This is a genomic window from Nitrosovibrio sp. Nv4, assembly GCF_900215485.1.
Taxonomy (GTDB): domain Bacteria; phylum Pseudomonadota; class Gammaproteobacteria; order Burkholderiales; family Nitrosomonadaceae; genus Nitrosospira.
Genome location: NZ_OCMZ01000002.1, coordinates 1,113,543 through 1,132,925, shown reverse-complemented (window position 1 = coordinate 1,132,925; position 19,383 = coordinate 1,113,543). Strand labels below are relative to the sequence as shown.

Below are 19,383 nucleotides of genomic sequence, written 5' to 3'. Positions count from 1 at the left end.
CATCATGATTCTACTGCGAGAATAACTCTTTTATTATGTCTATCGCCTGATCTGCAGGTGTCTCCACCTTCTCCTCGGCCTCGGGCGGTAACTGCTCCTCAAGAAAATATTCGGTCAGCGTACCGTCGGCTTCCCTCAAACCGGTTTCGGGGTTGATTTTGGCCGTCGTGATACCCGCGGGGGGCGTATAGGTTGCCACCGGGGTACCTTTCAGTACCTTTCCCATATAACTCATCCACATCGGCAAGGCAGCGTGGCCTCCGGTTTCGTTGTTTCCCAATGATTTCGGATTGTCGAAGCCAATCCAGGCAATGGCGACCAGATCAGCCTGATAGCCGCAAAACCATGCATCGACGTAATTGCTGGTGGTGCCGGTTTTTCCGGCCAGATCGGTACGGCCCAACTGCTTTGCTCTGGTGGCGGTTCCTCGCTGCACCACATCCTGCATCATGCTGGTCATAAGAAACGCATTACGCGGGTCTATGATCTGCTTGGCACTTTCGCCTGCCACTGCGGGTTGTGATTGTTCCAGTACATTGCCTTTCACATCTTCTATGCGTTGAATGAAGTAGGGTGATACGCGAAACCCGCCATTGGCGAACGCTGCATAACCCACCGCCATCTGTAGCGGGGTCACCGATCCGGCGCCCAGTGCCATCGGCAGGTAGGCCGGGTGCTGCTTGGGGTCGAAACCGAAGCGGGCGACGTAATCCTGCGCATATTGAACGTCGATGGCCTGAAGAATGCGGATGGACACCAGATTCTTGGACTTGGCAAGCGCCTGGCGCATGCGCACTGGTCCCTCATAGCTTCCCTCAAAATTTCGAGGGTCCCACTGATCACTGCCCGTCTCCTCCGCGGTAAAGGAAAGCGGCGCATCGTTGATGACGGTTGCAGGCGTAAAACCCTTTTCCAGCGAGGCGGAATAAATGAACGGTTTGAAACTGGAACCGGGCTGACGCCAGGCCTGCATAACGTGGTTGAATTGACTGCGGTTGAAGTCAAATCCCCCTACCATTGCGCGAATTGCGCCGTCTCCTGGATTTATGGCAATTAGCGACGCCTCGACCTGAGGAAGCTGTACAATTTGCCATGCGCCTTTTTCACTCTTCCGTATACGGATTAACGAGCCTGGGCGAATAAGCTGCTGGCCGGCGCCAGCTTTGCCGGAAAGGAATTTTTGGGCGAACTTGAGGCCATCACCGCTAATCTCGATAATTTCTCCGCCCTTGCGATACGCCTTGACCAGCTTCGGATCGACAGCCAGCGCGACCGCAGCAAGAATATCATCGCTATCGGATACCTCCTGCAGCGCATCTTCCAGTATCTCCTCCCGCTCCAGATCATTTTCCGGCAACTTGATCGCTGCCTCCGGGCCGCGATATCCGTGGCGTCTGTCATAGTCCACCACGCCCTGCCGCACTGCCTTATATGCTGCTTCCTGATCGAGTCGCCGCACCGTGGTATAGACCTTAAAGCCTTTCGTGTAGGTATCTTCGTTATAGCGTTCATATACGGCCTGGCGCGCCATTTCCGCAACGTAGTCGGCGCGTACGAGGTATTCCTGCGATTCGCGCTTGACCTGCATCGGCTGTTTTTCCGCTGCCTTGAACTCCGGGTCGGTGATATAGCCCAGGTCGTGCATGCGCCGGAGCACATAGAGTTGCCGTGCTTTGGCCCGCTTGAGATTGACCACCGGATTAAAGCGCGAGGGTGCTTTGGGAAGGCCTGCAAGCATCGCGGCTTCGGCGAGGTTGATATCCTGCAGCGGCTTGCCAAAATAAACCTCAGAGGCAGCGGCAAAGCCATAAGCGCGCTGTCCGAGATAAATCTGGTTGAAGTAGAGTTCGAGAATTTCGTCCTTGCTCAAGCTGTGTTCAATCTTGAAAGCGAGCAAAGCCTCGCTGAATTTTCGAGTCAGCGTCTTTTCCTTGGTGAGGAAGAAATTCCGCGCAACCTGCATCGTAATGGTGCTTGCACCTTGCCGTACGCCGCCGGAAGTGAAATTGGAATAGGCGGCGCGCAATATGCCAAGATAATCAACTCCCCCATGATGATAGAACCGGTCATCCTCGGCGGCGACAATGGCTTGTTTAAGACGCTCCGGCGCGGCACTTATTTTGACTACCCTGCGTCGTTCTTCGCCAAATTCGCCGATCAGGACGCCTTCTGCGCTGTAGACCCGTAGCGGAATTTTCGGGCGATAGTCGGTCAACGCTTCCAGCGACGGCAGTGTGGGAATCGTAACCAGCGCCGCAAAACCGATCAGCAAGACGCCGATGAGACCCATCGCGGAAATTGCGGCAAGCGGGTAAACCCACCAACGCCAATGCGTTAGCATGTGAGAGGATTTTCGAAAAAAGGGTTCAAAATGAACATATGCAATTATACGGAGAATATTGCGTTGAACGCCATGCGAGGGAATACGCTGCCGAGATTGCTGGCAGCAAAATTGAAGTGGTTGTCAAAAAGCGTGAAGGCCGGATTCTGTCTGTTTATGATGTAAAGAAAAATACTGCCGGGTTTTTAGTCACGGCGACCAGTACGATATAAAGAAAGACCAGTTGAGCTGCAACCCATGCGGAGATTCTTGTTTTACGCGTCTTTCCGAATTTCAACGCCATCATGCCGAGACCGATGTAAACCAGCAGACCCACGACTTTGGCGCCGAGCCATGAATCATGTAGCGGATCCTGCTGAATCCTGATGGCCAGTGCAATGGCGCTCATCAGCAATACGGTATCCACGACGTGTGGCGTAACTTTTATCCAACGCCGTTGCAGGGCCGCGGAGCCCTGCATCTTCCAGGCACTGCGCAAAGAAAACAACAGGTAGCTGATTATAACGCTCGTGACATGGATCATTTTCAGAGCAGCATAACTCATGCTTATTCTCCCTGCAGCATCCAGCCGTGGCTGCCGGCCACTGCACCAGCAATGGTGACGAGGCTCAAGCTCAATAGTATCCAGTGCATGCGGTGAGCCAGCGCAAAACGCTTCGCTGGGTCGCTCGGTGCCGTGTTTGCGGGCTGCTTGCGCAGCACCAATGGTTCCACGACAAACAGCATCAGGGTAAAGATCAGCCATACGAGAACCATGGCGTGCATCCACCAGAAGCGCAGTTCGGTGAAACGGCTCCATGCATCGAGGATATGCACCATGTAGAAGCCGCTCAAGCCGACGATCAGCGTGGTTACGCGCGCCTGGGGAGCGAAGCGGCTTTCGATACGGCCGAAGAATTCTGTTCGTTCGGCCGCTGATTTTAATTGTGCCATGGCGGGAAACAGCACAATGGTGACCATTGCTACGCCGCCGATCCATAACACGATCCCCAGCACATGCAGTACCCTGGCAAATGCGAATTCGTTCATGATCCCCTCTGATGCTGGTGCTTGAAGCTGTTATGCAGGGATATTTCCAATGCATTACCGCAATTCATCGAAGCCATCCAAGTAACAGAAATTTTTTTCATACTCATCATGGCTGCTCTCAAGCAAGCCGACTGCCTTTTCTTCCATGAATATCAGCGCCGACGAGCAATCTCACACTTATTGACATACAGGGCCCTCCGATACTTGTGTTTGAGTTTGGCAGGCTGATCGCGAAAATGTTCCAGCAAGTTACAGATAAAGGTGCCGGCCGAATATCAACGTTTCCGTAGAAAATCTTTGCCGAATGCTTTTCGGTAAGGCGGTCGACACCGCTCACGAAACACATTCTTCCATTCGGTTTGTGAAACCATTCCCAACCGGCCGCAGCGCTAACCCATCGCTACACTGATAACTAATATTAGTAATCGGGGATACACCCAGTCAGGGGCAAAGTTCAATCAGCATTAATCCAGTGCCTCGGCATCGAAAGCGTCGCAGCCGGCCAAGTCGGATTCGCCGCAGGTGGGAAGCTGCCGTGAGAGATCGCGCAAAGCCGTGCGCAAGCCTTCTTCCAGGACAGGATGGTAAAACGGCAGTCGCAGCATATCATGCACGGTGAGCGAACGCCCCAGGGCTAATGCCAGCAAATGTGCCATATGCTCCGCAGCGGGCGCGCACATTTCGGCGCCAAGCAGACGGCCGCTTTCCGGTTCGGCATAAATGCGCAGGATGCCCTTGTTGCGCTGACCCGCAACGGCGCGGCCCTGGTGTTTGAACTGCACTTCTCCCGTCAGCGTTTTGTCCCCGTCGAGCGAGTTGAAGGGTCTGCCTACAGTTACGATACCGGGGTCTGCAAAAACTATCGCAAGCGGAGTGCGGCGGGGGAAACGGGACGGCGTAGGGCATGTGGCGTTGATTCCTGCAATGTGCCCGTCATCGGCCGCCTCATGCAGTAACGGTGTATGATCATTGATATCGCCCGCCATGAAAATAGGGAGATCAGCTATTTGCATAGTATGGGGATTGACCGGCGGCAAACCGTGCGCATCGAGTTCGATACCTAATGTTTCGAGCCCGAGGCCGTCAATATTAGGCTGACGGCCGAGGCTGACGAGAACGCTGTCAACCACGATTCCTTTAACATTGGTACGTACTTGCATCCCGCCATCGACTACGTCCAGATCAGCCTTTTCTCCCAGATACAAGGGGAATTCATGGTTCAGAAGATCTGTCGCGACGGTATTCACGTGCGGATCGCTCAATCCCCCAATAGTGGAGCGCTCACCAAACGCCACCACATCCACCCCGAGCCGGGACAGCGCCTGGGCCATCTCGACCCCGATGGGGCCAAGGCCTACTACGGCCATGCGGGAAGGCAGGGTTTTCTGCTCGAATAACGTGTCCGTGGTGAGCAATTTCTCGCCGAATGCGCGCCAGGGCGCAGGCACAACCGGGCGTGACCCCGTGGCAATGATGATGTTGTGCGCGCGGAGTTCCTTGCCGTTTACTTCCAGTCTCCCTGTCCCGAGCAGGCGAGCGCGGCCGGAAATCGCGCGGTCGCCCAGCGCTTCGGTAGTTTTCAATGTGCTGGCAACGAATTGGTCGCGCAGTCGGCGTACACGCCGCAGCGCAGCGGCAATATCGAGTGTTAGCGAGCCCGCGCCCCGGATACCGAATTCTTCAAACGTGTTGCGGCGGTGAAAAGCATTCGCTGCTTCGATTAAAGTCTTGGATGGCATGCAGCCCACCCGGGCACAGACTGTCCCCCATGGCCCGTCGTTGATGAGGAGGAAATTTCCTGTCCTTTTTTTTACTTCCCGCAACGCAGCCAGGCCTGCGGTGCCGGCCCCGATAATAATGACATCAAATGTTCCATTCATGACATTTCTCCGGAGATGTGTTTGTACGGAATACCTGGATGAGCAAGCAACTAGAGTCTGTCGCTACAAACACTAGAGTCTGTCGCTGCAAACATTGGATCAATCAGCTAAGCAGCAATGTGCAAATTTTCGCAGTGCTGCAAAAACTTGCAACGTTATGTGACTCCGAGACGGGAGTAAGGAACCGGAGAATATCCCCGCCGCAATCCGCTGATGTTCTTAGAATTACTGTCTGTCATGCAGAGGTAAGGCGGCCGCGTAGGATGCCGCGTTATGTGTCGGTGCTGACAACGCTTCTGGCTCAGCCTGATCAGAGCCGTTATTCATCGTTTTAGGCTTGGGTCGCGCGGCGAGCCACTCGCGAGAAATTTTTTGTGCTTGCGCAAGTTGTTTGGTGCTGAGAGAGCGCATGACTTCATCCCGAACCGTCACAGCTTCCTGGACGCCTGCAGCTGCCGCCAGATTTAGCCACACGTAACTCTGCACCTGATCAACAGCAAGACCATATCCGGTGCGATAGATGAGGCCCAGCTCATACTGTGCAAGCCCATAGCCTTGTTCCGCCGACAATTTAATCCATTTCGCAGCCTCTGCGAAATCCTGAAGAGCGCCATTTCCTGTCAGGTACAACAGGCCGAGTTTGTACTGCGCATCGCTATCCCCATTTTCCGCATTCTCCTGATACAGTCGCACTGCAAAGCGGTGATCGTCGGTGGCACTTTGCTGCGGAGAAGGGGTTGGCTTTGTCCCGGGACTTGATTGCGCGTTGCTGGAAGATTTGACGTCAGTTGTCGTCGTGTTTAAATGGTCTCCCTGGTTGCCTGCAAGTTTGCCAACGCTGGAAGCGGCGGGTTTCTCCGGCTCTATTTCTGATACTGGCGCGACGTACTGCTCAGCCATGTTCTGTTCTATGATCAGCCAGACCATTACGACCAGTAGCACACTGATGGTCAGGGCGCCTCCCAAGGCAAGATAGGCATTCGGATTTCTCACCCAGAAGCGTTCTCTGCATTCACGGCAGCGTATTGGCCGGAGAAACAGCATGGAGATGGTGCGTTCGCCCGGCCGCACACGAGAGCTGTGCGTTTTCTCACTCCCGCACTTGATGCATTTCGCGTACATAGTATCCGGTATCGTTGCTGTTCTGCTTTAAAAGCATTTTTTTGTAATTTTCCACACAGTCTAAGTATTGGCCGGCTGAGCGTCAACCCGACCGGCGCGCGCCGGGAGAATTTACCGCGCAATTCGGGCCACGGGGTTTCCTATTCCGCTGGCTTGAAGCCGGGTCTGAAAAGATGCGCCCCAGCCAATATAGTCCAGATACGGTGGCCACAGCATCAAGTGATGATACCGACGACTGGAATACCCGTCCTAGATTCCCGCGCCGCCATCAAATACTTCATTGCGTATCTGCGCCTGCGAGATAATGCTGCGGGGAGGAACGCTGCGCGTGAGCCACACATTGCCACCGATAGTCGAACCACGTCCGATGGTAATGCGTCCAAGAATGGTGGCGCCAGCGTAAATGACGACATCATCCTCGACAATGGGATGCCGTATATTGCCTTTTACCAGGGCCCCATGCTCATCCACCGGGAACCGCTTGGCGCCGAGCGTCACTGCCTGATACAAGCGCACGTGCTCGCCAATGATAGCGGTTTCGCCGATGACTACGCCAGTGCCGTGATCAATAAAAAAACTGCCGCCAATGCTTGCCCCCGGATGGATCTCGATACCGGTGGCGGAATGGGCAATTTCGGATATCATCCGCGCAATCAGTGGCGCGCCCAGACAATGCAATTCGTGGGCGAGCCGATAATGCGTAATGGCTGTTATTCCCGGATAACAGACGAGGACTTCGTCGATGCTTCGGGCAGCCGGATCCCCCTCGTAAGCGGCCTGAATGTCGCTTTCCAGCAGGGTGCGTATATGCGGCAATCGTTGCGCAAATGCCTGGGTAATGGCACCAGCCTGCTCCCGATCCGCAGTGCCCGGGGTTTCGATGCCGGATGTAAAGCGCAATTCACGCCGCACTTGCACCAGTAATTCGCGAAGTGTTACATCCAGCGTATGTCCCACGTAATAATCGACGCTCTCATTGGTGAGCTCCGGTAAACCCAGACGGTTGGGAAACAATACGGCGCTCAATCCGTCGGCGATCGCGACCAATACCTTGCGCGAAGGGAGCTTGGGCGGTCTATCGCGTCTTTGCCGGTTTTCCAGCGATTTCACACGCAATGCGCGTAACTCGGCAACAACCGAATCGATTTCCAGCCCTTTTCCTTTCAATGATGAGTGTCCCATTTTTTTTAATTTTGTCATCATTGCACCGGTTCTTGAGCGTCAAACACGTCCTCGAAGAGGATGGAGCTCAAGTAACGTTCCCCCGAATCCGGCAGAATGACGACAATCGTTTTGCCGGCGTTTTCAGGACGCTTGGCATAACGCACTGCCACTGCCACAGCAGCCCCGCATGAGATCCCCGAGATAATACCTTCTTCGCGTGCGAGGCGCCGCGCATACCGTATTGCGTCGTCATTACTGACCTGTTCGATATCATCCACCAGCGACAGGTCCAAATTTTCCGGAACGAACCCTGCCCCGATACCAGGGATCTTGTGCGGGCCGGGTCTCAGCGGTTCGCCTGCGCGTTGCTGGGCGAGTACGGGGCTCGCGGACGGTTCAACAGCGACTGAAACGATCGCTTTTCCTTTCGTCGTTTTAATGTAGCGCGAAACACCTGTTATGGTACCGCCTGTACCTACACCGGAAACAAAAATATCGATCGCGCCATCAGTATCGTTCCAGATTTCCGGACCAGTGGTGCTGTGGTGGATGGCCGGGTTGGCCGGGTTGGAAAATTGCTGAAGCAACACGTACCGGTCAGGATCGGAAGCGACAATTTCTTCAGCTTTCGCCACCGCGCCTTTCATCCCGCGCGCACCTTCTGTCAGGGTCAATTTTGCGCCATAGGCCACAAGCAGTTTTCGGCGCTCCAGCCCCATGGTTTCCGGCATGGTCAAGGTCAATGGTATGCCGCGAGCGGCTGCCACAGACGCCAGGGCAACGCCCGTATTGCCGCTGGTAGGTTCCACCAGTTCTTTTCCAGGCTGGAGCAATCCGCGATATTCCGCATCCTCGATCATTGCCGTGCCAATTCGACATTTTACAGAATAGGCAGGATTACGTCCCTCGATCTTGGCAAGCACCGTTGCCGGCGCACCGTCGGTGATGCGGTTGAGCCGGACCAGCGGAGTATGGCCGACGGACTGTGAACTATCTTTGAACCAATGCGACATTCTGGTGCTTCCTTCTGTATGAATTATCGCGCCCTTCCGTATGAATTATCGTGTTCGATTGCCGAGTATAAGAAGTATACGGAATCAACCTCTGGGCACGTATCCGTATTTTAAGAAAAGGTTCTTTGGCCCGAGATGATCGCGGAGAGCTATGGCAACCCCACGCTATTGTTGAGTCCTCGACTCAGGCGCTCAAAACAGTGAGCGCCTGATTTTATCGCAACCCGAGTGGCGGTGGCAGGTATGTAGCGGTCTCGGGGAAAGTTTGTTGTCAGGCTCCCAGGAAAGTGGAAACAAGGGAATGAACGATATGCGCCTCATTCTCACTCTCCGCGCGTTGCTCGCACATAACGAGGAAGCCGCGGCGGACCCTGCTGAGCAACGCCGGGAGTTATTCAGGTCTCTAGCAGGTGCCACAGTGCCCCGTGCAGGTCTCTTAGCCCATCTGAAGAAGCTACCGGCGGGGAAATTGCTCAGACTGGATTATAATGGGGCCCCGTCACGTATCGACATATTGTGAAGCTCATCCGCAAGGCAGAGTGTGAATTTTATTGATCTCCCGGCAGTCAAGGTTGCTCAGGGCACGGTGCGTTTGCCTGGCTCCAAGAGTATTTCCAATCGAATTCTGTTGCTTGCCGCGTTGTCCCATGGCGCCACAGACATACGCGATTTGCTTATTTCCGATGACACGGAACGAATGCTGGAAGCGCTTAAGACTTTAGGTGTGCCCATCGTTCAGATCAGTGAAAATCATTATCGTGTGCAGGGTGTGGGTGGACAGTTTCCCTTGCGTTTCCCGATCGGCGAAGCCGATTTATTTCTGGGCAACGCGGGCACCGCTTTCCGTCCATTGACCGCCGTGCTGGCGCTATCTCATGGATATTACCGGTTGTCCGGTGTGCCACGTATGCACGAGCGTCCCATCGGCGATCTGGTGGATGCGCTACGGCAGTTGGGCGCCGATATCACCTATCTCGGCAAGGAAGGGTTCCCGCCGCTTCAAATCAAGCCTGCTGGAAGTGGGGCAAAAGAGATAACCGTAAAAGGCGATGTATCGAGCCAGTTCCTGACCGGTTTGCTGATGGCGTTGCCTTTATTTGCGTCAGGTTCTTCTGGTGAAACGGCGGCGATAACGGTGATGGGGGAATTGATTTCGCGGCCTTACATTGAGCTGACGCTTGCATTGATGGCCCGTTTCGGCGTTCAAGTGGAGCGCGAGGAATGGCGGCGCTTCATTATGCGTCCAGATCAGCATTATGGCAGTCCGGGCGAGATATTCGTGGAGGGCGATGCATCCTCTGCTTCTTATTTCCTTGCCGCGGGTGCTATCGGTGCCGGTCCGGTACGAGTGGAAGGCATAGGGCATGACAGCCTTCAGGGAGATGTTCGTTTTGCTGAAGCACTGGAAGAAATGGGTGCGAAGATCAGGATGGGCGATAACTGGATCGAGGCGAGCGCACCTGAACGTGATTATCTGCGGGCAATTGATATGGACTGCAATCATATCCCGGATGCCGCAATGACACTTGCGGTGGCCGCGTTGTTTGCCAGCGGCGCCACCACGCTCAGGAATATCGCAAGCTGGCGGGTGAAGGAAACCGACCGCCTTGAGGCAATGGCGAATGAGTTGCGCAAGTTGGGCGCCGATGTGGAGGAGGGTGCAGATTTTCTGCGCATCACACCGCCCGCGAGGGGCCTTACCGCGCACGCGGTGATTGATACGTATGACGATCACAGGATGGCCATGTGCTTCTCTCTGGCGTCATTTGGCGCGCCTGTGCGTATCAATGATCCCGGTTGCGTAACGAAGACTTTTCCCGATTATTTCGAGAAGTTCGCGTCAATAATTCGTACCGACCGGGGCGAATCTCCAGTTGAAATTTATTGAGGTATTTTTCATGAATACTAATCACATTCCGGTGATCACGATCGATGGTCCCTCTGCCTCCGGCAAGGGTACCGTGGCGCAAAAGGTGGCGGCAAAGCTGGGGTTTCATTATCTCGACAGCGGCGCGCTCTATCGACTGGTGGCACTGGCGGCAATGCGGTCGGAAGTCGATCTGGGTGATGAAAAGACACTAAGTGAAGTCGCTGCACGGCTCAATGTCGTCTTTAAAGATACAGAAATTCGAATGGGCGATGAAAATGTGGCCGACGCGATTCGCTCGGAAGCATGCGGTAACTCGGCTTCCAGAATAGCTGCATATCCGCTGGTCAGAACGGCGCTATTAGCCCGGCAGCGCGCATTTTGCCAGCTTCCGGGCCTTGTGGCGGACGGGCGGGACATGGGGTCGGTGGTTTTTCCTGAAGCCGCTCTTAAAATATTTCTTACCGCAAGTGCCGAAACTCGCGCGGAAAGGCGGCATAAGCAGTTGATGGAAAAAGGGGTAGATGCTAATATTGCCACCCTTTTGCAGGATATACGGGAACGCGATGCCCGTGATTGCAATCGCAGCGTGGCACCGTTGCAATTAGGCGCAGATACGAATTTATTGGACACAACTTCGCTCGACATCACTCAGGCGGTAAATTGCGTACTCCAGCAGTATGCTGAGATTTGTGCAAAAGGGCATGTTTGAAAAATCGAAGATGCAGCCTGTTGATCCGCCCGATGGCTGGTCCTGGTTGGTCTTAAACCAGACTTAATCGGTCTTGATCATCGTCCAGGGTGGTCGGAAGTGATAAAGCGCGAACGAGAAATGCCGGTGCTCCCGTCGTCGTGATACGATATCGGCATTTCTGGCCGGCGCGTATATTACAGGCAAAGCGGCTTACTTGTGGCAAAATAGTTTCTTTGGAATCAGGAAACGCCAGTTGAAATAGATAGTTCAGGACAGTTAATACAATAGCATGCGTGTGCTGCCTCATCGCCCTCTTGCCCGAAGCGGAAAGAAGACGGTGTTATCAGGCAGTTATGACTAACCTTTAACCCCGTCAGAATTCATTTTTTGATGGGATCCCAAATCAGGTGTTTTTATAATGGCCACTGCTTCCCCCGCTGTAGATTCTTCCGAAAGTTTTGCAGCGTTATTTGAAGAAAGTCTTTCCCGCCAGGAAATGCGTGTCGGTGAAGTCATCACCGCTCAGGTTGTTCGTGTTGATTACAACATTGTGGTTGTAAACGCTGGACTGAAATCGGAAAGTTTCATTCCTGTCGAAGAATTCAAGAATGACAAAGGCGAAATCGAAGTCAAGCCCGGCGATTTCGTCAGCGTCGCCATCGAAGCCCTTGAAGATGGCTACGGCGAGACCCGCCTGTCGCGCGACAAGGCCAAGCGCCTTACGGCCTGGCATGATCTGGAAGCTGCCATGGAAAGCGGCGCCATTGTGGCCGGCGTGGTAAGTGGCAAGGTCAAGGGCGGCCTCACTGCCATGATTAACGGCATTCGGGCTTTTCTGCCTGGTTCGCTGGTGGATATCCGCCCAGTCAAGGATACAACCCCTTACGAAAACAAGGAGATGGAATTCAAGGTCATCAAACTTGATCGCAAGCGTAACAACGTGGTTGTATCCCGTCGCGCAGTTCTTGAAGAAAGCCAGGGTGCCGATCGACAGACTTTGCTTGCAAATCTGACGGAAGGCGCCGTGGTCAAGGGAATTGTCAAGAATATCACGGACTACGGCGCATTCGTGGATCTGGGCGGCATAGACGGGCTGTTGCATATCACTGACCTGGCGTGGCGTCGGGTGAAACACCCCTCCGAGGTCATCAGCGTTGGCGATGAAGTAACCGCCAAGGTGCTCAAGTTCGATCAGGAGAAGAATCGCGTATCGCTGGGTATGAAGCAACTGAGCGAAGACCCATGGGTAGGACTTTCCCGGCGTTATCCGCCTCATACCCGTTTGTTCGGCAAGGTCAGCAATCTGACGGATTACGGTGCATTTGTCGAGATCGAACAAGGTATTGAAGGACTGGTACATGTGTCTGAAATGGATTGGACCAACAAGAACGTATATCCCTCCAAGATCGTGCAGTTGGGCGATGAAGTGGAAGTGATGATTCTGGAAATCGATGAGGATCGGCGTCGCATTTCGCTCGGCATGAAGCAATGCAAGGTTAATCCGTGGGAAGACTTCGCCATGAATCATCAAAAAGGTGACAAGGTGCGCGGACAAATCAAATCCATCACCGATTTCGGTGTTTTCATCGGCTTGCAAGGCGGCATAGACGGCTTGGTGCATCTGTCCGATCTTTCCTGGAACCAGCCAGGCGAAGAAGCGGTTCGCAACTACAAGAAAGGCGATGAAGTTGAGGCCGTCGTGCTATCCATCGATGTCGAGCGGGAGCGTATTTCGCTGGGCATCAAGCAATTGGAAGGTGATCCATTCAACAGCTTCGTATCGGTAAATGACAAGAACAGCATCGTCAAAGGTACTGTCAAGTCAATTGATGCCAAGGGTGCGGTAATTGCACTGGAGAATGAGGTAGAAGGTTATCTGCGCGCGTCCGAAGTATCGCGCGACAGGGTGGAGGACATTCGTTCGCACTTGAAGGAAGGCGATACGGTTCAGGCGATGATCATTAATGTTGATCGTAAGAACCGGAGCATTAATCTTTCGATCAAGGCCAAGGATACGGCAGAGGAATCTGATACCCTTCAGAAGGTTGCGGCGGATAGCGCTGCCAGCGCGGGAACCACCAGCCTGGGCGCGCTGCTTAAGGCCAAGATGGATGTCAAGAATACTGAACAATAATAAGGGCGACATGACGAAGTCTGAACTGATCTCAAGGCTTGCAGCGCGTTATCCACAATTAGGAGCGAAGGATGCTGAACTTGCGGTCAAGGTGATACTTGATGCCATGGCCAAGAGCTTGTCACAGGGACAGCGCATTGAAATTCGCGGATTCGGCAGCTTCGATCTGAACTACCGGCCGCCGCGTATCGGGCGCAACCCGAAATCGGGAGAGAAGGTTCAGGTTCCCGAAAAGTATGTTCCTCATTTCAAGGCAGGGAAAGAAATGCGCGAACGGGTGGATCAGAAAAGCTAAAAATTCATATAGATGGATAGGTACGAGGCGGCAGGTCGCAGGATCATGCCGCTTTTTTTTCACTTAAGACTGAGGCAACTCGACCTGATAGGGAAGGCGATTGGTGTGTTCCTGTCGAGGTCATGTCCTGGCGTATGTTTGGCCCCTTCTGAAAAGGAATCATGCGTTATCTGAAATGGTTCTTGCGCATCGTGCTGTTTCTGTTGCTGCTCGGCTTTACCGTGAGGAACGCCGAAACGGTGACGCTGCATTATTATTTCGGCTACCAGTGGCATGCGCCGCTGGTATTGATAATATTGTTGTTTTTCGCCGTGGGGGTGGCGGTTGGTGTCGGGTCCTGCCTCGGCAAGATATTCAGGCAACGGCGGGAAATTGCTGCATACAGAAAAAAATATCCCGTACAGGGTGAACATGGATAAACACGGCGGTTATTCAAATACCTGTTTAGCCTTGGTGAAAAGACACTATGAGTGATCCCCGGATTATCGTTGCTCTGGATTTTCCCGCTGCGAAACAGGCATTAGAGCTTACGGCGAAGCTTGACCCAAAGTGGTGCAGGGTAAAAGTGGGCAAGGAGCTTTTTACCGCTGCCGGTCCGCAGTTGGTAGAAAAATTGATGGGGAGAGGATTCGAAGTTTTCCTCGATTTGAAATTTCACGATATTCCCAACACAGTAGCGAATGCGTGCAAGGCTGCAGCCGGCCTGGGTGTATGGATGATGAATATTCACGCCCTCGGGGGGAGAAGAATGCTATCGGCGGCGCGGGAGGCGGTGCCGACTGGCTTGAGCAAGCTAATCGCCGTCACTCTGCTTACCAGCATGGAACGCAGCGACCTGAACGAGATCGGCCTGAATGGCGATCCGCAGGATGTGGTACAGCGTCTGGCCTTGCTTGCGCACGATTGTGGAATGGATGGAGTAGTATGTTCCGCGCTTGAGGCACCGAGCCTCAGGAAAATGATGGGCAAGGATTTTTGCCTGGTCACGCCTGGAATACGCCCGGCTGATGCTTCCCTGAACGAGCAGAAACGGGTGTCAACCCCGCGCCAGGCAATCCAAAATGGTGTGGATTACCTTGTCATTGGCCGACCCGTCACGCAGGCGTGCGACCCGGTATCCATGTTGTGGCGATTGAATGAGGAAATCGAAGGAACGAAGAATGAGCAGGAACCAGGAATAGAACCCCCTCAACTTTCTCAGGAATAAGGTCTGACGTCCCGTTTTTTCTTGTTTCGATCCCGGTTATTTTCAGTATCGCCCCAAAATTTATTTTTATTCATTTTTGTGTGCTTGAATATTTTTGTCGTAGTCGTCTCAATCCAGTTATCAAATTCGGCAGGATTAAGATCAGACATATTTCGATATAATTTTTTCATATTGCACCCTCTATAAGAAATCCGGAGACAATCTTCCACAGTTTCAGTTGTCGCCTCTGTTCGTTTTCCCACATAACACCGAATCGAAAATGACCGTCAAAACCCTTGTGTTCACTACCGCCGAGACCGCAAGCCAGGGGCCCCTTATCGCCGCGATGCTGCTTGGCAGAAAGGAATTCAATGACTGGTAGATCGGCCTGGCGAGAATTTAATAGGATTTGATAAGTGCCCTTGCGGGCTCGAGATGGCGCAATGGATGGGCCTCCAATTGCATTGCGTAAGCGGTCTGCTTCTCTGGCTTTCGTCAGACTTTTGTCGGAAAAATCGGCTCTTCACGTTGCTGCTCCCCTCTCCCTTGGCCCCCTTGCTTTTGAGCATTCCAGCCCTAAAAGCCGACGTCGTGCCTGCTGATAATCCTGCAGACTAGTTGCAGAGGTTTCCTTGTTGGTCGCGAAAGTCGTATTGACCCTTCATTGTGGTGAGCGTAGAGTTTGATCGAGGAATGCTTGAACTTTATTTTGTCGAGTTCGGGTGTATTCCGCTTAACGCCGGAGGATAATGCCATGCCCGACTATCACCTCCTTCCCGCACAGCGTCTCACAGGTACTGTCCGGGTAGTTTTCTCCGCTCCGCCCAAACCTGTAACGCTGACGTCGCCCGCCCTTGATGTGATGACCGACCTGCGGAACATCCATGCCGCCATAATCGGTCCGCATATGACGATGGAGTCCGCTAACGCATACATGATGCAACGCGGCGTACGGTCCTTGCTCGTATTAGACCAGGATAAGCTTCTCTGCGGTATTATCACCGCAACCGATATTCTCGGTGAAAAGCCCCTGCGCTTCATCCAGGAGCGGTGTGTAAAGCATAATGAGATTCTGGTTTCCGATATCATGACCCCCCTAGACCGACTGGAAGCTATTCCTATCCAGGAAGTTCAGGGCGCCAAGGTTGGAAATGTCATTGCCAGTTTGCGGGATATGGGACGGCAACATACGTTGGTGATAGAGAAAGATGTAGACGGCACGTCAGCGGTATGCGGCATTTTTTCACTGACGCAAATCGAGAAGCAGCTCGGCGCCACAATTTCGTCCATGGAAATTGCCAAGACTTTTACTGAAATCGAGGCGGCATTAATCGCGGGGTAGTCTGGGACAATTGCAATTCCGCGATCACCACGTAGCGGTTTTCGGATCCGTAATTGTTTGTTCTCCTCGTAGAGCACTCTTGCCATTCCCGGTTCGGGAATGGCAAATCTCTGTCCTCGTTCCCCTCGCCAGGACGGTGAGCCCAATGACTTCGGGGAATTCGAGTCGCCTGCGCGCCCTATACCGATTTCGATTTCCGTTCGATGCGCACCCCCACTCTTTTCACACCGCGTATCACGCTGAGTTTCGCCACGCTAACTTTGACCCATGGCGATTTGAATTCCGTCAGGATGATCTGCGCAATGTGTTCGGCCAAGGCTTCCAGCAGGGAGAAATGTTTCTGCGCAAGCGTATCGTTGATGCGTTGGACAATAGCGGCATAATCCAGAGCGTCCTCGAAATTGTCTGTCTGGCAGGCCAGGTCCGTTGGCAACGCGATTTCCAGATCGAGCTGGATGGTTTGTTCGGCGTTGAGTTCCCACGGGTAAATGCCAACCAGCGTTTTGACCTTGAGTTCGTGCAGAAAAATGATATCCATGAGGATTTAAGACCCATTCAAGATGCATTATTGAAGCTGTTTATCACGTAGAATCAGCAGCGCAGGGATTCTATTCTATTTGCAAACATGGCGCTAACAAGATGACGCTGCTGGCTTTGATCCTGCTGGCCTATCTGCTGGGGTCCATTTCCTTTGGAGTACTGGCAAGCTGGCTCTTCCGCCTGCCCGACCCGCGTACGTATGGTTCGAAGAATCCAGGAGCGACGAACGTGCTGCGTAGCGGAAAAAAAGCGGCGGCCGTCTTTACACTGCTGGGCGATGCCGGTAAAGGCTGGCTGTCAGTAGCATTGGCACAACATTTTGCACCCGCACTGGAGCTGGGCGAAGAAGTGATTGCCATAGTGGCGCTAGCAGTGTTTCTGGGCCATTTATTTCCGGTGTTCTTGCGTTTCAAAGGCGGGAAGGGCGTGGCGACCGCGCTGGGTGTATTGCTGGGATTTAATCCATGGATGGGATTGCTGGCAGTCGCACTCTGGATTACAGTCGCGGCCATATGGCGCTTCTCATCATTGGCTGCGCTAGCCGCAGCCGCATTTGCCCCAGTTTATGCAGTATTTTTTCTCGGCTTCGAAGCGCGTACTCTCACCGTTCTTATAATGTCCTTATTGCTCATCTGGCGACATAAGTCAAATATTGTCAGCCTGGTCGCGGGTAACGAACCGCGTATCGGGAAGCGCAGCACATCATGATTCCGATGCCACCTCTTGCATTTCCAGATCCCACCGTGCATTTACCGTGAACCTGTTATCGGGCTTAAGCCTTGAGATTTCCGATGATTGCAATCGCATCGCTCCCGCAAATGCGATCATGGCGCCATTGTCCGTGCAGAATTCGAGTTCTGGATAAAAAACAGTAGCGCCGATTTTTTCAGCTTTGTCTCGGAGATTGCTGCGCAGTTGACGATTCGCCCCCACTCCGCCTGCCACTACCAGTTGAGTAAGGCCGGCCTTTGCAAGTGCAGAGAGTGATTTTTCCGTCAGCACTTCGACTACGGCCTCCTGAAAAGCATAGGCGATGGCGCCTCGGGTTTGCTGCGTCATTTCCTGTTTATTGACCAGTGTCAGCACGGCGGTTTTCAGGCCGCTGAAGCTGAAATTGAAATTCCCGCTGTGAAGCATGGGGCGGGGAAGCTGAAAGCGTGCAGGTTGACCTGACCGGGAAAATTCATCGGCAAGTTTTGAGAGCGCCGGACCGCCGGGATAGCCCAGCCCCAGCAGTTTCGCGGTCTTGTCAAAAGCTTCTCCCGCCGCATCATCCACAGTTTCGCCGAGTAATCTGTATTGCCCGAGACCATTCACTTCCATTAGCTGGGTATGGCCGCCCGACACCAACAATGCCACGAATGGAAAAGCAGGCGCGGGAGTCGACAACAGCGGAGACAGGAGGTGTCCCTCGAGGTGATGAATGCCCAGTACTGGAATTTCCAGCGAGAAGCCAAGGGCGGCCGCGATACTTGCGCCTACCAGCAGTGCTCCTGCCAGCCCCGGTCCCTGGGTGTAGGCAATGGCATCGAGATCACGCAGTTCGAGTCCGGACTCGCAGAGAGTGCGACTGATGAGGGGCAGCACCCGCCGTATATGATCCCGGGAAGCCAGTTCCGGGACCACACCGCCATACTCCCCATGCATTTCGGTCTGGGAATAAAGCGCGTGACTCAACAAGCCGCGCTCCGTTTGGTAAAGCGCTACGCCAGTTTCATCGCACGAAGTTTCAATGCCAAGTACGAGCAAGGGAGAGTAATGGAGGAATGACTCTTTTACGACAGTAATGAGTACTTGTTATATAATAATAAGCTGTCTATATTTAGAGTGATCACACTACCACACATGTGGTGGATGGTGATCAATTGTTGGTAATTTAACTTTTAGAGAGGAACCGCATCTTCATGACCACTGTTAAAGTCAAGGAAAACGAACCATTTGAAGTCGCTATGCGACGCTTCAAACGTACCATAGAAAAAACCGGGCTGCTCACCGAGTTGCGCGCCAGGGAATTTTACGAAAAACCGACTGCCGAGCGCAAGCGCAAGCTGGCGGCGGCGGTTAAACGTACTTACAAGCGTCTGCGCAGCCAGTTGCTTCCGCCGAAACTTTATTAGTCAAAGCCAGTCGAAAAAAGTAATTCCCCATATTCATAAAGGTCCTGCTTGGTTGCGTTCATTGTGAATCTGAAACAGCAAATCGCCGAAGACATGAAGGCCGCAATGCGCGAGGGCGATGCCAAACGTCGGGACGCAATCCGCTTGTTGCGGGCGGCAATCAAACAACGTGAGGTGGATGAGCGTATCGAGCTGGATGACGCTGCAGTCGTTGCCGTAATCGAAAAAATGCTCAAACAGCGCAGAGATTCCATTGCCCAATATGAGGCAGCTCAGCGCAATGATTTAGCGGATGCAGAGAAATATGAAGTAAGCGTGCTACAAGCTTATATGCCTCAGGCACTAAGTGATGTCGAAGTGGAAGGGGCCATAAACGAAGCGATTTCCGCTGTTGGAGCGAAAGGGCAGCAAGATATGGGTCGGGTGATGGCGGTACTCAGGTCCGAACTGTCCGGGCGGGCCGACATGGCCAAAGTATCGGCTCTGGTCAGAGCGAAGCTCGCCGCCTGATATCATCACCTCATTAATAGTCATCGCAGGGTTGTTGCAGCAAGCTCAATTACAAATATTGCGGGTATAGAACGCGTGGGAGTGCGTTTTTCCGTTTCCTTTAGTAAAAAAACAGCTTTTCTGTTTGCACTCCGCCCTGGGACACTATT

General features: G+C 53.3%; 20 protein-coding genes. 11 read left to right on the top strand and 9 right to left on the bottom strand.

Annotated features, from left to right (window positions below):
• Nucleotides 1-10: 10 nt before the first annotated feature.
• From CRO05_RS13490 to cysK, 7 genes are all read right to left on the bottom strand, one after another.
• Complete coding sequence (locus tag CRO05_RS13490; protein ID WP_097067649.1) at nt 11-2,341, bottom strand: penicillin-binding protein 1A; 2,331 nt, start codon at nt 2,339-2,341, stop codon at nt 11-13.
• Between the two features lie 154 nt (nt 2,342-2,495).
• Nucleotides 2,496-2,885, bottom strand: a complete 390-nt coding sequence (locus CRO05_RS13485; protein WP_097067648.1) for a SirB2 family protein — start codon at nt 2,883-2,885, stop codon at nt 2,496-2,498.
• A gap of 2 nt (nt 2,886-2,887) precedes the next feature.
• Nucleotides 2,888-3,370: a hypothetical protein gene (locus tag CRO05_RS13480; protein ID WP_097067647.1), complete on the bottom strand. Its 483-nt coding sequence runs from the start codon at nt 3,368-3,370 to the stop codon at nt 2,888-2,890.
• 464 nt (nt 3,371-3,834) lie between these two features.
• Nucleotides 3,835-5,250: a dihydrolipoyl dehydrogenase gene (locus CRO05_RS13475; RefSeq protein WP_097067646.1), complete on the bottom strand. Its 1,416-nt coding sequence runs from the start codon at nt 5,248-5,250 to the stop codon at nt 3,835-3,837.
• Nucleotides 5,251-5,475: 225 nt separating this feature from the next.
• Entirely contained in the window at nt 5,476-6,243 is a 768-nt protein-coding gene (locus tag CRO05_RS13470; protein WP_235001439.1) for a tetratricopeptide repeat protein, read from the bottom strand.
• Between the two features lie 378 nt (nt 6,244-6,621).
• Nucleotides 6,622-7,572: a serine O-acetyltransferase EpsC gene (gene epsC / locus CRO05_RS13465; RefSeq protein WP_235001480.1), complete on the bottom strand. Its 951-nt coding sequence runs from the start codon at nt 7,570-7,572 to the stop codon at nt 6,622-6,624.
• Complete coding sequence (gene cysK / locus CRO05_RS13460; RefSeq protein WP_097067644.1) at nt 7,572-8,549, bottom strand: cysteine synthase A; 978 nt, start codon at nt 8,547-8,549, stop codon at nt 7,572-7,574. The genes epsC and cysK overlap by 1 nt, the downstream gene beginning before the upstream one ends.
• A gap of 301 nt (nt 8,550-8,850) precedes the next feature.
• On the opposite strand from cysK, the gene CRO05_RS13455 reads away from it, so the two are divergent.
• The 8 genes from CRO05_RS13455 (at nt 8,851) to CRO05_RS13415 (ending at nt 16,067) form a co-directional block, all read left to right on the top strand.
• The gene (locus CRO05_RS13455; protein WP_097067643.1) at nt 8,851-9,069 is read left to right on the top strand and encodes a hypothetical protein; all 219 of its coding nucleotides are present in this window, start codon (nt 8,851-8,853) and stop codon (nt 9,067-9,069) included.
• A gap of 21 nt (nt 9,070-9,090) precedes the next feature.
• On the top strand, nt 9,091-10,437 hold the full coding sequence (aroA, locus tag CRO05_RS13450) for a 3-phosphoshikimate 1-carboxyvinyltransferase (RefSeq protein ID WP_097067642.1): 1,347 nt from the start codon (nt 9,091-9,093) through the stop codon (nt 10,435-10,437).
• A gap of 10 nt (nt 10,438-10,447) precedes the next feature.
• Nucleotides 10,448-11,128, top strand: coding sequence for a (d)CMP kinase (cmk, locus tag CRO05_RS13445; protein ID WP_097067988.1), 681 nt, complete (start codon nt 10,448-10,450; stop codon nt 11,126-11,128).
• 400 nt (nt 11,129-11,528) lie between these two features.
• Nucleotides 11,529-13,244 carry a 30S ribosomal protein S1 gene (gene rpsA / locus CRO05_RS13440; protein ID WP_097067641.1) on the top strand — a complete coding sequence of 572 codons (1,716 nt, stop codon included), beginning with the start codon at nt 11,529-11,531 and terminating at the stop codon, nt 13,242-13,244.
• A 10-nt stretch (nt 13,245-13,254) separates the two neighbouring features.
• Complete coding sequence (locus tag CRO05_RS13435; protein ID WP_097067640.1) at nt 13,255-13,539, top strand: integration host factor subunit beta; 285 nt, start codon at nt 13,255-13,257, stop codon at nt 13,537-13,539.
• 161 nt (nt 13,540-13,700) lie between these two features.
• Complete coding sequence (locus CRO05_RS13430; RefSeq protein ID WP_097067639.1) at nt 13,701-13,958, top strand: lipopolysaccharide assembly LapA domain-containing protein; 258 nt, start codon at nt 13,701-13,703, stop codon at nt 13,956-13,958.
• Nucleotides 13,959-14,005: 47 nt separating this feature from the next.
• A complete protein-coding gene (pyrF, locus tag CRO05_RS13425) occupies nt 14,006-14,746 on the top strand; it encodes an orotidine-5'-phosphate decarboxylase (protein WP_097067638.1) in 741 nt (246 codons plus the stop codon).
• Between the two features lie 733 nt (nt 14,747-15,479).
• Entirely contained in the window at nt 15,480-16,067 is a 588-nt protein-coding gene (locus CRO05_RS13415; protein ID WP_097067636.1) for a CBS domain-containing protein, read from the top strand.
• 178 nt (nt 16,068-16,245) lie between these two features.
• On the opposite strand, the gene CRO05_RS13410 is transcribed toward CRO05_RS13415, so the two are convergent.
• The gene (locus CRO05_RS13410; protein ID WP_097067635.1) at nt 16,246-16,605 is read right to left on the bottom strand and encodes a dihydroneopterin aldolase; all 360 of its coding nucleotides are present in this window, start codon (nt 16,603-16,605) and stop codon (nt 16,246-16,248) included.
• 101 nt (nt 16,606-16,706) lie between these two features.
• Between CRO05_RS13410 and plsY the strand changes: the two genes are divergently transcribed.
• Entirely contained in the window at nt 16,707-17,315 is a 609-nt protein-coding gene (gene plsY, locus CRO05_RS13405) for a glycerol-3-phosphate 1-O-acyltransferase PlsY (RefSeq protein WP_097067634.1), read from the top strand.
• Here the strand turns inward: plsY and tsaD are convergent.
• The gene (tsaD, locus tag CRO05_RS13400; RefSeq protein ID WP_097067633.1) at nt 17,310-18,356 is read right to left on the bottom strand and encodes a tRNA (adenosine(37)-N6)-threonylcarbamoyltransferase complex transferase subunit TsaD; all 1,047 of its coding nucleotides are present in this window, start codon (nt 18,354-18,356) and stop codon (nt 17,310-17,312) included. The two genes, plsY and tsaD, sit on opposite strands and share 6 nt — an antisense overlap.
• A gap of 155 nt (nt 18,357-18,511) precedes the next feature.
• Here tsaD and rpsU point away from each other — a divergent pair, with 155 nt between their 5' ends.
• Together rpsU and CRO05_RS13390 are read left to right on the top strand one after the other, a co-directional pair.
• A complete protein-coding gene (rpsU, locus tag CRO05_RS13395) occupies nt 18,512-18,724 on the top strand; it encodes a 30S ribosomal protein S21 (protein WP_097067632.1) in 213 nt (70 codons plus the stop codon).
• 63 nt (nt 18,725-18,787) lie between these two features.
• Nucleotides 18,788-19,234 (top strand): GatB/YqeY domain-containing protein, encoded by a 447-nt coding sequence (locus tag CRO05_RS13390; RefSeq protein ID WP_097067987.1) that lies wholly within the window; start codon nt 18,788-18,790, stop codon nt 19,232-19,234.
• The last annotated feature ends 149 nt before the right edge of the window (nt 19,235-19,383 follow it).